The organism is Pseudoalteromonas sp. 2CM37A (assembly GCF_023161885.1).
In the GTDB taxonomy this organism is placed as follows: Bacteria; Pseudomonadota; Gammaproteobacteria; order Enterobacterales; family Alteromonadaceae; genus Pseudoalteromonas; species Pseudoalteromonas atlantica.
In genome coordinates this window covers 115,507-129,716 of sequence record NZ_JALNTJ010000004.1, presented here as the reverse complement: position 1 = coordinate 129,716, position 14,210 = coordinate 115,507, and the positions used below count along the sequence as shown (strand labels likewise).

General features: G+C 39.9%; 12 protein-coding genes. 5 read left to right on the top strand and 7 right to left on the bottom strand.

Features of this window, described 5'->3' with window-relative positions; genetic code table 11:
• Window positions 1-24: 24 nt before the first annotated feature.
• The 7 genes from MTF68_RS10660 to MTF68_RS10630 all read right to left on the bottom strand — a co-directional run bounded on the left by MTF68_RS10660 (window position 25) and on the right by MTF68_RS10630 (window position 6,703).
• Window positions 25-1,104, bottom strand: a complete 1,080-nt coding sequence (locus tag MTF68_RS10660; RefSeq protein ID WP_248462477.1) for a mechanosensitive ion channel family protein — start codon at window positions 1,102-1,104, stop codon at window positions 25-27.
• A 169-nt stretch (window positions 1,105-1,273) separates the two neighbouring features.
• Window positions 1,274-1,675, bottom strand: a complete 402-nt coding sequence (locus MTF68_RS10655; protein WP_029772173.1) for a DUF6691 family protein — start codon at window positions 1,673-1,675, stop codon at window positions 1,274-1,276.
• Between the two features lie 5 nt (window positions 1,676-1,680).
• A complete protein-coding gene (locus tag MTF68_RS10650; RefSeq protein ID WP_064386769.1) occupies window positions 1,681-2,094 on the bottom strand; it encodes a YeeE/YedE thiosulfate transporter family protein in 414 nt (137 codons plus the stop codon).
• 1 nt (window position 2,095) lies between these two features.
• On the bottom strand, window positions 2,096-3,355 hold the full coding sequence (locus MTF68_RS10645) for an outer membrane protein transport protein (RefSeq protein WP_024033748.1): 1,260 nt from the start codon (window positions 3,353-3,355) through the stop codon (window positions 2,096-2,098).
• Window positions 3,356-3,576: 221 nt separating this feature from the next.
• Window positions 3,577-5,007, bottom strand: coding sequence for a sugar porter family MFS transporter (locus MTF68_RS10640; protein WP_248462476.1), 1,431 nt, complete (start codon window positions 5,005-5,007; stop codon window positions 3,577-3,579).
• 36 nt (window positions 5,008-5,043) lie between these two features.
• Entirely contained in the window at window positions 5,044-6,138 is a 1,095-nt protein-coding gene (locus MTF68_RS10635; RefSeq protein ID WP_248462475.1) for a FecR domain-containing protein, read from the bottom strand.
• Window positions 6,131-6,703: an RNA polymerase sigma factor gene (locus tag MTF68_RS10630; protein ID WP_024033745.1), complete on the bottom strand. Its 573-nt coding sequence runs from the start codon at window positions 6,701-6,703 to the stop codon at window positions 6,131-6,133. Before MTF68_RS10630 ends, MTF68_RS10635 begins: the two co-directional genes overlap by 8 nt.
• Before the next feature lie 356 nt (window positions 6,704-7,059).
• Here MTF68_RS10630 and MTF68_RS10625 point away from each other — a divergent pair, with 356 nt between their 5' ends.
• From MTF68_RS10625 to MTF68_RS10605, 5 genes are all read left to right on the top strand, one after another.
• Window positions 7,060-10,353 (top strand): TonB-dependent receptor, encoded by a 3,294-nt coding sequence (locus tag MTF68_RS10625; RefSeq protein ID WP_248462474.1) that lies wholly within the window; start codon window positions 7,060-7,062, stop codon window positions 10,351-10,353.
• Between the two features lie 71 nt (window positions 10,354-10,424).
• Window positions 10,425-11,981 (top strand): tryptophan halogenase family protein, encoded by a 1,557-nt coding sequence (locus MTF68_RS10620; protein WP_248462473.1) that lies wholly within the window; start codon window positions 10,425-10,427, stop codon window positions 11,979-11,981.
• A gap of 38 nt (window positions 11,982-12,019) precedes the next feature.
• Complete coding sequence (locus MTF68_RS10615) at window positions 12,020-12,760, top strand: SapC family protein (RefSeq protein WP_248462472.1); 741 nt, start codon at window positions 12,020-12,022, stop codon at window positions 12,758-12,760.
• Window positions 12,753-13,472 carry a DUF6445 family protein gene (locus tag MTF68_RS10610; protein WP_248462471.1) on the top strand — a complete coding sequence of 240 codons (720 nt, stop codon included), beginning with the start codon at window positions 12,753-12,755 and terminating at the stop codon, window positions 13,470-13,472. Before MTF68_RS10615 ends, MTF68_RS10610 begins: the two co-directional genes overlap by 8 nt.
• Before the next feature lie 182 nt (window positions 13,473-13,654).
• Entirely contained in the window at window positions 13,655-14,074 is a 420-nt protein-coding gene (locus MTF68_RS10605) for a GNAT family N-acetyltransferase (protein WP_248462470.1), read from the top strand.
• Window positions 14,075-14,210 lie beyond the last annotated feature (136 nt).

Here is a 14,210-nt window from a genome sequence, read left to right as displayed (position 1 = left end):
TTTAAGCGCGAGCTTATCTCGCGCTTAATTTTTATCGCTATTAAAATTAGCGGCTTCTTGCGCTGTGTTAATAGCTGTAATAGGGAAGGGGATCACAATACCTTCTTGGTTATAGCGTTTATGTAGCGCTTTAATAAAAGCAGATTTAACCCAAAACCGATTAAAGTACTCTTTTGCGCGCAGCATTACGGTAAAATTAATGCTTGAGTTATCAAAGGTGTGATACACCACAAAGGTATTGTAATCATCAACCCCCCACTCATGGTCAATTAGTACTTGGCGCGCAACTTCAAGCGTTACTTGCTCTACAAAATCTAAGTCTGAGCTGTAGTGAACGCTTACATCAACAGGTACACTCAGTTCTTTTTCGGGATAAAAGTAATTAATAATACGCGATTTAGAAAGCTGACTATTAGGAATAATAATCATATTATTTGGCAGCATTTTAACCCATGTAGAGCGCCAACCAATTTTCTCTACAAAGCCTTGCTCCTTTGACTCAAGCTCAATAAAATCCCCCACCCGTATGGGTTTATCTATAACAAGTTGTACGCCCGAAAAAAAGTTTTCAAGGGTGGGCTGCAGGGCAAGTGCCACCGCTAATGACGTAATACCTAACGAGGCAATTATAGGCGTAATAGAAATACCCAAGGTGCCTAACAGCACTAAAGCCCCGACCGATAAAACGCTTACCCTAATAATGCCTTTAATAATACTTTGCGAATTAAAAATTACCGCCGACTCTTTGCTGTAGTAATTAATGGTGCCCACAAAAAAGCGGTCAAAAAATAAAATAATAGCCACTAAGCCCAAAATAATATTAATGGTCGAAAACGAAATATAGCTCGCAACCGGCTCGCCTTGTATTAACAACCCTTGCTCTATAATGGTGAGTAGCACAATAATTGTGCAAAGGGTGAGCGGTTTAGAGATAGAGGCGATAAGTAAGCTATCGAATATAAATTTAGTGTGAGAGGTCCACTTTTTAAGCCAGTACATTATAAAAAAGCGGATGCAAAACAAAGCTATAGTTATAGAAACTAAACAAATAGCAATAACAACCCAAGGTTGCTCTGTTAGGTTGTAAAAAGTAGTAGCAGACATTACTTACCTCTCTTTTATAAACTTAAAAGAGTAAGCAGCAAGTTATGTACCTATATGAATAGTTAGCCAAGGCAAGTAAGTTGAGGCTATTTAAATAGCGTTAAACTGGCAAGCTAATACCTGCCAGTTTAAATGAAGGACTAAGGCCGTATATCTTCCGAGGTTAAATTTATACTTTTTTAGCTATCCACATACCGCCAAGTACGGCTGCAAAAAATAACCAAAATTCCATTTTAAGTGAAGTAAGTTGCACAAGGCCAGGGCCTGGGCATATGCCGCTTAATCCCCAGCCTAAACCAAACAGTACAGAGCCAGTGATTAGCCGAGGGCTAATGTTTTTAACATCACTTAAAGTAAACGTTTCACCAAGCAGTGGTTTATCTTTTTTGGCAACCCAAAACCACGCCAGCATCATTATTCCCATAGCCACAGCCATTACAATAATTAAACTGCCATCCCATTGGTTTTGAAAATTTAAAAAGTTAAGTACTTTGTCGGGGTTTGTCATACCACTAATGATAAGCCCTAAACCAAATATAAATCCTAAAATAACATGAATTACTGCTGTCATTTTTTTTACCCTACTAGGTTTGCTGTTATTATAGCCACGGCCATAAATGTACATGTCGAAACCCACGAACGGGTAGAAAAACGCGACATACCACATACGCCATGGCCACTTGTACAGCCATTAGCTAATGAGGTGCCCATACCGACAAGTAGCCCAGCTATCACTATAAGCACAGGCGATAAGCTCAGCTCACCTTCTAATAAAGACGGCGCAAATATACGCACCGCAATACCGGCTAATAATAGCCCTGCAATAAAGTATAATTTCCAACGCGACTCAGCCGTTTGCTTATTAAAAACAGATTTAACAATGCTTGATATACCGGCTATTTTTCCGTATAAAACCAGTAATAGTGCGCACGCTATTCCTATTAAAGCACCCCCTATAGCTGCCGCTATTGGTGTAAACTCTGTAACCATTTTATATTCCCCAAACAACCGACACACCTAGGCCTGATTGCTCCATTTCAATTGATACTTGTTGGTTTGGCGCTAAGTAGTTAGCACCCGATACTTTTTTAGCTGGCGAGTAAAAAGCCATTGCATTTAATTGTACCGTGTTACTAATAGAATGGCTAAACCCCGTAGTAAAATGCCATTCTTGTACACCTGGCGCTAAAATATTAAGTAAAACGTTTGATGAAGGAATAGGTTGCTCTGTATACGAAATACCAAAGCGAATTTTTTGTTTTGCTGTACGCTGCCACTGATAGCCAAGTTTATAAATGGTCATATCGTCCCAACCAAAACCTGCGCCTGCATCGGCACCTAGTGGAGCCGACATTAAATTATCAATCGGGTTAGCAATGCTGTTTACTTCACTGTAATTAATTTTTTGCCAATCAAATACAAGCTGGTTGTTTGGCGTAATTTTATAAGCTGCGCCAATTTGAAGCGAACTAGGTAAATCAAATCCACCTTGCTCAGCAAACAAACCTTTATAGCTATCAAACTCTTGCATAGATACTGATGAGCGGTAACTTGCTCCCCAGCTTAATGACGAGTTTATATCTTGGCTAATACCTAATTGAATACCTAAGCCTGTGCTGGTGTCGGTACCATTATTGGTAAGGGCTTGGGGCGATTGCGAAAAAGGCGCAAAGTTTCCTAGGCCTGTAGCTTTAAACTGCTGCACTGCATAAATTGGTGATACACCAAGGCGTATTTGCTCGTTAAGTTTGTAGCTTATTGTTGGGCTAATAAACATTTGCTTTAAATCAACACCCGTAGTGCCAGCATAAAATGTGCCTTCAGGCTCTGAATCGGCGCTGTAGTCGGTGTTCATACCGCCATTACCATAAACTAATAAGCCAATACTTACTTTGTCATTAAGCTGGTGGCCAATAGCAAATTCAGGAATAGCAAATAAAGTGTTATCACTTTTTTGGGTTTTTGCTTGCAGGTAGAATGCGTCAGGGTAAAAGGTATCTACATCGGATGCTGAGTATTTTCGATCAGGCGAAAAAAGCTCCAAGCCCACAGATAATTGCGTGCCATTAGCTAAAAAGGTAGCAGGGTTATTAGCGCCAGACATTAACTCTTCAGATAGCGCAACACCCGCACCCGCCATGCCTTTGTGGGTCATGCCATAACCATGAGTAAAATACCCATTGGTAGCAAATGCGTTAAACGAACCTAAAGTGAGGGTTAGGGCCAAACCAGATACTAACTTATTTTTCATTTTGGTAGACATACGTAGTGGGAAAACGCGGACAATAGCTAATTTTCTATATTCAAAAAAGGAATTTAAATCGATTACTTATAGTAAAAAGGAATACTGAACGCGAGAGGTAAGCCAATGTTTAGCGCAGTAATTATTAGATGGTTTAATACTGCTATTAAATCAATCACTTACCTAAAAAACACAAAGCGGTGAAATGGGTTCACCGCTTTCAGGGCTAATTACATAGACTCAAGTGTTTTACCACGGGTTTCTGTAATGTATTTGGCCACAAAAAATATGCTAATAAGTGCAGATAAAGCATAAAAGCCGTACGCACCTGCAAGGCCAATGTTAGCCAGCATAATAGGGAAGGTCATGGTAATGGCAAAGTTAGCAATCCACTGCGCGCTTGCAGCAACAGCAAGCGCTGCCCCACGAATACGGTTATTAAACATTTCGCCTAATAACACCCACACAACGGGGCCCCAACTTAAACCAAAAAATACCACAAATAAGTTAGCCATAATAAGCGCGAACGTACCCATGTTATCGCTAAGTGCAAGCTTGCCTGCTTCATCAAGGCCCGCACTGCCAAATATATAAGTAAGCGCGCTTAAGCTGATAAACATACCAATACTGCCTACTAATAGCAGTGGTTTACGGCCAATTTTGTCAACAAGGGCAATAGCAATAAAGGTCGATACAATATTAGTCGTACCCGCTAATACATTTATAAATAACGATTGCGACTCATCAAACCCAGCAGCTTGCCAAAGCTCAGAGCCGTAATAAAACACCACGTTAATACCCACAAATTGCTGAAACACACTCAGCGCAACACCCGCCCATACAATCGGGTGTACTTTTTTACTGCCATCAATGAATAAATCGCGAATACTTGGCTTTTTATCGCTACGTAAGGAGCTTTTAACATCGCTTATTTGCGCAGCAACGTTGTCGTTCGAAATTTTACTAAATACTGTTTTTGCATCGTCCACTTTACCTTGCGCCACTAAATAACGAGGCGACTCAGGAATAAACAACACACCCACTAAAAATAGTATTGCAGGCACAAGCTCAGCCCAAAACATCCAGCGCCAAGCAGCTATATCAAGCATTAAAATATTTTGCGCACTACCTGCTGCATCAGCAATTAAATAGTTACTTAAAAATGCAGCAAATAAACCCAATACAATAGCGAGTTGTTGTAATGTAGCTAAACGACCACGAAGGGCAGGTGGCGCAACCTCTGCAATATAAGCTGGCGCCAATACCGATGCAGCACCAATACCTAAGCCACCAAATAAGCGGTAAAAAATAAACTCGGCCGAGCTTTCGCTAATGCCTGAGCCAAACGCACTAATGGCAAAAATAATCGCGGTGATGATCATAATTGCGCGGCGGCCAAACTTATCAGCCAGCGGCCCCGCAGCAAGTGCCCCCACGGCGCACCCTAATAATACCGAGGCAACATTAAACCCCGTAGCCACACTGCTTGAATCAAACGCATTACCGAGTGCCGACACCGTGCCGTTAATAACACCCGAGTCAAAACCAAATAAAAAGCCACCAATAGCAGCCACGGCAGAGATAAAAATTACGTAAATAAGAGAGCATGTGCCCAATGTGTGCGCCGAGCTATTACTGCTCGGCGAGAGAGGTGATGTCATAATTGTGTGTCCTGGTTTTTATTATTGTGTACTTTACTATATTGAGACGTGTGGTGCTGCGTATTTTAAACGAATTTTATCTGGGCTAACTCTTTCATAATCAATATTAAAATTATTGTTTAATACTTCTAGCAGTCCTTTAATATCGCCCGTTTTGAACATGCCAGCTACTTGTACTTTTTTGAGACGGTCATCCTCTGAAAGCTCGAAATCTATATTGGTATAGCGGCTGATTTCAGCCATGGCTTCAGCAAGTGATTCACCTCTAAATATTAAGCTACCTTTACGCCACGATAATCTAGCGGCCACATCCATAGGATCAACTTTTTCGACCGCTTTAGCAATTTTGCCTTTGAAGCTTAAATCAAGTTTTTCTCCCTTTGACACCGAAGTTGAACTATTTGATAAATACTGACCTTGTTTATTAGTCCCTTGGGAAAGATTTGGTAACGGTTTGGTACTTTGCTCTGCAACAAGGACTTTGCCATCTGTCACAATCAGTTCTATTTGCTTTTGACCTACTTCTACATTAAATGCAGTACCAACAGCCTGAATAACTTTATCACCAGCGATAACACTTAAAGGGCGCATTTTATCGTGAGCTACGTCTATATGAATTTCGCCACGCAGTAAATTTATTACGCGAGCGTGTTGGGTATACCTCACTTGAACAAAGCTATTTGTGTTTAAGGTGATTTTACTTTTATCAGAAAGCAGTATGTCCTTACTTTCACCTACGTCGGTTTGAAAATTAAGCTGTTTAGCAACCACAGCTGATTGATTAACCGGGTAAAAAAATGAAAAGTTAAACGCTTCTTGAAAAAAGCTAAGTGCAACAGCTAATAAAATAGATGCAGCTGTTGCACCTAACCACACAGGGAGGCGTTTTTGTTTTACTGGTGTTTGTGGAAACAGATCTGACAAGCGGCTGAGGTCGTCCATTTTGTCCCACAGCTGTGCTACTTCAAGTAACACCTCTACATTTTTATAAGATTGTGACAACCATTGCTTTAACGCTTGTTCTTCGAGCTTAGACAGTCCACGATCAAGTTTAGCCAGCCACTCACTTGCTTTATCAAGGCGCGCATCGTCGCTAGTGTTTCGCTCGTTTATATGATGAACATTACTCATTCCTCCCTCCTGCATTTAGCTGCGAAGAAGTATTTGGTTGCCCATAAACACTTTTTGTAGATTGACGCATAAATTGCGTACAACGTTTCATGCCTGTTGCTATATGTTTTTCCACGGTACTTTCACTAAGGTTTAATTGAGCAGCAATTTCTCGCTGCGAATAACCATACACTTTTTTTAATACAAACACTTTACGGCACTGCACAGGTAAAAGCCGTATGGCTTCACAAAAATTAGAAAATTCACTATCGGTGAGTGCTTTTTCGTACATTTCGTCTTGCTGGTGTTCCGCTAAGAGTTGCTCTAACGCTTCCATGTTGTCGATCCCATCGACTAGGCGTATATTGGCTTGCTTTTGGTAATCGAGCGCTAAATTTCGCGCCGTTTTATAAATAAAAGATTTTGGTGAGCTTATGTTTTCAGTGTTTTTAATCTGACAAATTCGCACATAAGTTTCTTGCACTATATCTTCAATTTCATGTGGCGGCACTATACGTGCAACTACATTTGAGAGACTTTTGCGCGAGGCCAAATAGACCTTATAAAAAAGTGTGTCTTTCGTCATTTAGTGTGTGTCTCGTGTGTGTGTTTACGGCAATTATTGTTATTGTTTTGCCAATACAAACTAAGACGAATGGTAAGAAAAAATCCGCCATTAAATTTAAAAAATAAATAAGTTTTTTTATTTTTAAATTTAATGTTCACTAACCGCAAAGGGCATAAAGCTTGTAATGTAAAGGCGAAGTGTACTACAGTTTTTGCCATTATAAATACCTTACTAGGTACTGACTCTGTACTTTAGAAACTTTAACTTTTTAATTAATAAGTAAAAAACTGCAATGTGGACTGTATTTTTAATTGTTTAAAAATACAGTTAAAAGCGCAAACAATAAAAATAATAAAGGCATAAAAAAAATTAGCATGGCTAGTCAAAAAAATAATTTATTAAAAAAAAATAAAAAAAATTTATGGAGGAAAATAAAAAGTCACTCGTCTTTGTTCTGTGTATGGCCAAAAACTATACACAAGGAATATTTACATTTGCCGCTTTGTTTACCGCTTTATGCGCTGGTTTTTAGCTTACTCACCACCGAGGTAAAAGCGAGCGCTGTAAACGATAAAGCTGTGTTTAATATTCCAAGACAAAGGGCCGATTTATCGCTAATAAATTTTGCCGAGCAAGCCGATATTACTTTGCTTTTTCCGCTGGATAAAATTCAGCAGTTACAAACAAATACTATTGCTGGCGAGTATTCAATAATAAACGCATTACAGATTTTACTCGATGGCACAGGGTTGCAACCGCATGTTAGCGAAGATGGGCAAATATCTATTTTAATAGACCCAAGTTTCGAGAGAACTGACAACATGGCTAACTATAAAAAAAATGGCGTGTCCAGTGCTGTACTAGCTGTACTAAGCACAATGGCAACGCTCCCTGCAGTGGCAGAGACAGCAGCACAAGAACCAGAAATAATTGAAGTACGCGGGATCAGAGGCTCGCTTGGCCGAGCTATGGATGCCAAAAGAGAAGCGGGCGGCGTGGTCGACTCCATTTCAGCAGAAGATATTGGTAAATTCCCTGACACAAATTTAGCTGAGTCTTTACAGCGAATTACGGGGGTTTCAATAGACCGTTCAGGCGGTGAAGGGCAGCTTATTACGGTGCGTGGTTTTGGCCCGCAGTTTAATACTGTGCTTGTAAATGGTCGCCAAATGGCCTCTGAAAATCAAAGCCGTGCTTTTAGCTTTGATACTATTGCATCAGAGCTAGTTAAAAGCTTAGATGTATTTAAAACCTCAACAGCCACTATGCAATCTGGTGGTATTGGCTCAACAGTAAATGTAAATACAGCGCGACCATTTGCGATTAGCGGTTTTAAAGTGGCAGGTAGCGTTAAGGGTATTTACGATGAAAATAGCGAAGAAACCACACCTGAAATTTCTGGATTAATTAGTAATACATTTAATGATGACACATTGGGTGTGTTGTTCGCTGTTTCTCGCCAAGAGCGCGAAACACGCTTAAACCAGGCGCAGGTAGACGGCTGGTTAGAAAACGTGGGCGTCCCAAACCCGCAAACTCAAAGCGGGCAAGCATACACCGGTAATATTTTTTCGCCGCGTAATTACGATCATAAAGTAACAACAGAAACACGTACACGTACCAATGCAAACTTAGTAATACAGTACGCACCTTCAGATGATTTAGTTATCACTGCTGATGCGCTCTATTCTGATTTTGATGTAGAAGCAGACACAACGTCTTATGGGCATTGGTTTACAGCGCCAAACTTAGAAGGCTTTGGCGGCGCTGCAGGGCCAACTGTTGATGAAAATGGCACTGTGGTTGATTTATATCAAGAGGTAGGCCTTGCCACCGATATGCACGCTAAAAAGTTTGATCGTTTAACTAACTCTAGCGCATTAGGTTTAAACTTTGATTGGCATGTAAACGATAACTTAAATATGAAGTTTGATTTAAGCCACTCAAAAGCTGAGCGTGAGGCTAATAATGGTGGCGGGGATCAGTTATCGTTGATTGGCTATGCTAACCGAGTTCGATTTGAAGTGGATGGCGGTATTTTACCTTATGCAAGTGAGTTTGCCTCTGCTAACCCTAACATTTATAGCGGCCAGCAAGAGCTGGACGGTGTTGCTTATAACCCTGCAGTTACACCTGATGGCGTATCAAACCATTTAGATACAGCCAATAGCCGAGCACATGTAATGCTACGCCGTGGTTGGGCTGTAGAAGATACCGTGGATCAGTTTCGTTGGGATAGCATTTGGCATAACGATGGTACATCAGGCCTAGTCTCGGTCAATTTTGGTGCTATGTATTCAACTGAAACAAAAAATCTTGATCGTTGGGATAACGAAGGTGTTGGTATTCACTGTACTTTTTGTGGTTACCCAGATGACCCAAGTATGGATGGCTTAGCGCAATTTGTATTTGACGCAGGAGATGACTTTTTATCTGATGTGAGCGGCAGCGGTCGTATGCCAACGTCATGGCTTGCACATGATGGTGAGGCAAACTTTGCGTACCTTGAGCAAATAGCTGCAGCGAATGGTCAGCCTATTAGTTTTGATGCAGTTAAGCGTAATAAGTCGTTTGAGATAACTGAAGATACTTTCTCGTTTTATACAGAATTTGATTTTGAAGCTGAACTTGCAGGCATGCCTTTATACGCAACAGCCGGCTTTAGATACGAAAGCACCGATGTAGAAGTAAAAGGCACAGACGAGCCAGTTAGTGCATTAACGATCTTAGATAAAACGGAAATGCTTGCTAACTTTGGCGCCGTAGAAAATATTTCAGCAAGTTCAGATTACGAAGCGATTTTACCTAACTTTAGTGTAAAGCTTGAAATAAGTGATGAGCTAATAGCACGTGCTGCTGTATCACAAACAATTACACGACCAACACTCGATAGTATGTCGCCTGTAACTGTAATCGAAACAACTCGGCAGGGGGGCAATTTAACATCAAGCTCTGGTAACCCTGAACTTGAACCGTTTACCTCTGATAACTTAGATTTATCATTAGAGTGGTATTACGCTGATGCCAGTTATTTATCCGCTGGTTACTTTAGAAAGAATGTTGCTAACTTCATTATCAATACCACTGAAGATTTAACCTTTGAATTGTCTGGTGGCGGATTGTTGACTGACCCTTCAACAGGTAACGATGTAGATAACCCTGATGCAGCCGACTCAACGGCTGTATTTACAAACACCTTACCAAATAATAGCGAATCGGCGATTGTTGATGGCTGGGAAATAGCCTTACAGCATAGTTTTGACAGTGGCTTTGGCTTTATGGTTAATGCAACATTTGTAGACAGTGATGCAGAGCTAGACCCTGCAGATATAACTCAAGTATTTGCATTAACAGGCTTAAGCGACTCTTATAATGTGGTTGGCTTTTATGAGAATGGACCATTTCAAGCGCGTTTAGCCTATAACTGGCGCGATAGCTTCGTACAGTCACTTACACAGCTAAATGGTGATGGTGTGACAATTGTGGAAGATTACGCACAACTTGATGCTAGCGGCAGCTATGACATTACCGAAAATGTGTCGGTATTTTTTGAAGGTATTAACTTAACCGAAGAATATGTGCACAAGCGTGGTCGTTTTTCTAATCAATTATTATTGGTTGAAGATAGCGGACGACGTTTTGCGTTAGGTATTCGCGGTAGTTTTTAACTTTAATTAATAAAGTGGCTTTTACATTTAGTATTAGCCACTTTTTAAATATGCCTTTATAGGTAACAAGTATGAACCAGCAAAATAAAAAAATAAAAACAGTGGTTGTCGTTGGTGGTGGTATAGCGGGCTGGCTAACAGCCGGACGATTAGCGGCGCACCATAAAAGTAATACCCCCGATGGCCTTAATGTTGTGCTAGTTGAATCTCCAAATGTACCAATTATAGGTGTTGGTGAAGGCACTTGGCCTACCATGCGTAGTACATTAATAGCACTTGGTATTAGCGAAACCGACTTTATACGTGAGTGCGAAGCAAGCTTTAAACAAGGTGCAAAATTTGCCAAATGGGTGGATGGCAGCAATGATGATTTTTATTATCACCCATTAGTTTTGCCACAGGGCTTTTCAAAAACAGATATGGCAGGGCATTGGTTAAATAATACCGCTGAGTCAACGTCTTTTTCTAATGCAGTATGTTACCAAGAAGCTATTTGTGAGCAAGGGCTTGCTCCTAAAACAATTCGCACCCCAGAATATGCTGCCTTAGCCAATTATGCCTACCACTTAGACTCGGCGAAATTTGCCGTTTTTTTACAAAAACATTGTACGCAGGAGCTTGGCGTTAAACATTTTTTAGCTGATGTAACACAGGTCAATAGTGCTAAAAATGGCGATATTGCAAGTGTTACCACAAAGCAACAAGGTGAAATTAGCGGTGATTTATTTGTCGATTGTACCGGTTTTTCATCATTGTTATTAGGCGAGCATTATAAGGTTCCTTTTATGCCTTGCGATGATGTGCTGTTTATCGATACCGCCTTAGCAGTGCAAGTCCCCTATGAGAATGAAGATGAGAGCATTGCGTCTCACACAATTTCAACAGCGCAAGAAGCAGGCTGGATATGGGATATAGGGTTACAACACCGCCGTGGGGTAGGTTATGTGTACTCGAGTAAATACAGTAGCGAAGCACAAGCACGAGAAAAGCTTAAAGAGTATGTTGGCGATAAAATAGAGTCGTTAACAATTAGAAAAATCCCTATTAAAAGTGGCCATCGCTCACACTTTTGGCAGAACAACTGTGTTGCGGTAGGGCTTTCGGCTGGCTTTTTGGAACCGCTTGAAGCTTCTGCATTGGTATTAGTAGAAATGTCAGCGCAAATGATAAGCGAACAACTCCCCCACACCCGCGATATTATGGATATTACCGCCAAGCGCTTTAATGAGACGTTTAGCTACAGGTGGGAAAAAATAATCGACTTTTTAAAGTTACACTATATTTTATCAACCCGTGACGATAACGCATTTTGGCGTGATAACAGAGACCTAAAAACGATTCCTCAAAGCCTACAAGATCTAATGAAATTATGGCAATACCGCGCCCCTGCTGACCACGACTTTACAAGTAACAATGAGGTGTTTCCAGCGGCGAGTTATCAATATGTTTTATATGGTATGGGCTTTAAAAGTGACTACAGCACAACTTCCTATATGCTTAAAGACACTGATTTTGCTAAAAGTCAGTTTGATAAAAATAAAAGCATGATAAACCAAGCAGTCACTAACTTACCTAGTAACCGAGAATTGTTAAATAAAATTAAGAGTCATGGCTTTAGCACTATTTAGCTTAAAAATTTACACATAAAAACAATAAAGAGACACGCATGGAAAATTTAGTCGCATTAGAGCAAAGTGCTCATCAGCATATAAAAATAGACACACAAAAAGCACAATCACACGCTGAAAACATTAATATGATCCCTGTTGTTATGGCAGAACTTAATCAAATTGCCGTTCAGCAGCCTATAGTTTTTGCAAAAAACTCAGAAACAGGGGAGTTTACACTCAATGCTTTATTAGGCTTTGAGCAACATGAGAACTTGTTTTATCAGCACTCGCAGTGGCAGGGAGTATATTTACCGCTTCAGTTACAGCGTCAGCCATTTTTTGTTGGTGATACTCATGCAAAGCAAACTCAATACCCTGTGTGTATTAATTTAAATAGCCCAGCAGTCATTAATAACCAAGCGCAAAGCCAGAATGATTTAGAACCAATTTATACCCAAAACGCAGAAGAAAGTGGTTATTTTAAAAAAATAAAGCAGTGTTTAGGGCATTTACTACAAGGCGAAATAGACAATAAAAAGTTAATAGATACCTTGTTACAGCATGAGCTACTGCAGCCATTATCGCTTGAGGTAACGTTTCAGAACAGTCAAAAAACAAAGTTAAACGGCTTATACACTATTAATCAAGAAAGACTCGCACAACTTGATAGTGATCAAATTACGCTTTTACATCAACGCGCTTTATTACCCGCTATTTATACTGTTATAACCTCACTTGGCCAAATATACTCATTGATTGAGCGTAAAAATGCGGTGCTTAATTTAGCCGATGATTGATTTTACACTTAATAAAAATATGGTGTTACAGATACACACTGTTGGGGAGGAGCAAACCCCAATTATTGTTATTGATGATTTTGTAAATAATGTAGATGAACTTATTAATTTTGCTGTGTTTTCTCAAAACGCCAGAGAAACATTTTGCGCACAAGAAAGTGATTTTTATCCAGGAGTAAGAAAAGCAGCACCGCTTAGTTATATCGAGCGGTTAAAAGACCTTGCGCCAATTATTAATTCACACTTTGATATGACAGATAAAAGCGAGTTTGATGTAATACTTTCTGCTTTTTCAATTGCATGCACTGAACCTGATGAGCTAAGGCCAATACAAATGCTCCCTCATTTTGATGCACCTAATATGAATCAACTTGCTATGGTGCACTTTTTATGTGATGAAACGCATGGTGGCACTTCATTTTATAAGCATAGAGCCCTAGGGTATGAACGCATAACAAAAGAGCGACTTATGCCATATAGGCAAACTATTAAGCAGCAAGCCATGGCGCAAAAGCTTCACAAAAACCCACATTATATAAATGGCAGTACAGCTTTGTTTGAGCAAGTTTACAGTGTAGAAGCAAAGTTAAATCGGGTTGTTATATACCCAAGCAACTTATTGCACTCTGGTAATATAAATGCGGCTAACGATTATGCACGCGATCCAATTAATGGGCGTTTAACTATTAGTAGCTTTGCTGTTTTACGTTAGCTTTTTATTAACTGCTAAAACTTTCAAAGTATTCTTTTAAGTTAAAAGTTGAATATGTCCCCTGAAAGCTGGTTAAAACTAATTAACCAATTAGCACGCGTAATTTATAGCACAGTTTAGCTTATTCAATTAAAGTGGCTAATTAGTTTATTGAGTATTAATTCTTTTTTGAGGCTAGATGGATGCTAGAGATTGTTGCTACTGAAGACCTAAAGACTGCCGCACAGTTTACGTTTAACAATATGAAACCCTATTACGAAATGTATGCGGTAGATTGGGATGTAGAAGACGTTTATCAAGCTACCAAAAACCTTAAAAATTTTGATATTTTGTGTAAGGAGCAACACATAGGTGTCGTGCGCTTATCGTTTGATGAAGGGCGTTGTCAACTTCGCGATATTCAGATTGCAGCTACTTATCAAAACAAAGGTTATGGTGCTCACGTTATTGCTAAAGTAGTTGATATAGCTCGACAACACAGCGTCAAATTCATAGACCTCAAAGTATTTCAGCGTAGCCCAGCATTTAAGTTATATAGCCGTATTGGATTTGCAGTCGATAGAAAAGATGATCGTTTCTACTACATGAGCTTGCGAGTCTAATAGCAACAGTATTAAGAGGCGTAAAGTACTTGGTTTCACTACTCTTTAGCTAACTTTAGTCAAGTCCGACTGTATTGCCTTATGCAGGCATTAGTTTTTAGGAGAGCGAGGTGTTCTTAATTGCTGTGTGGTTTGC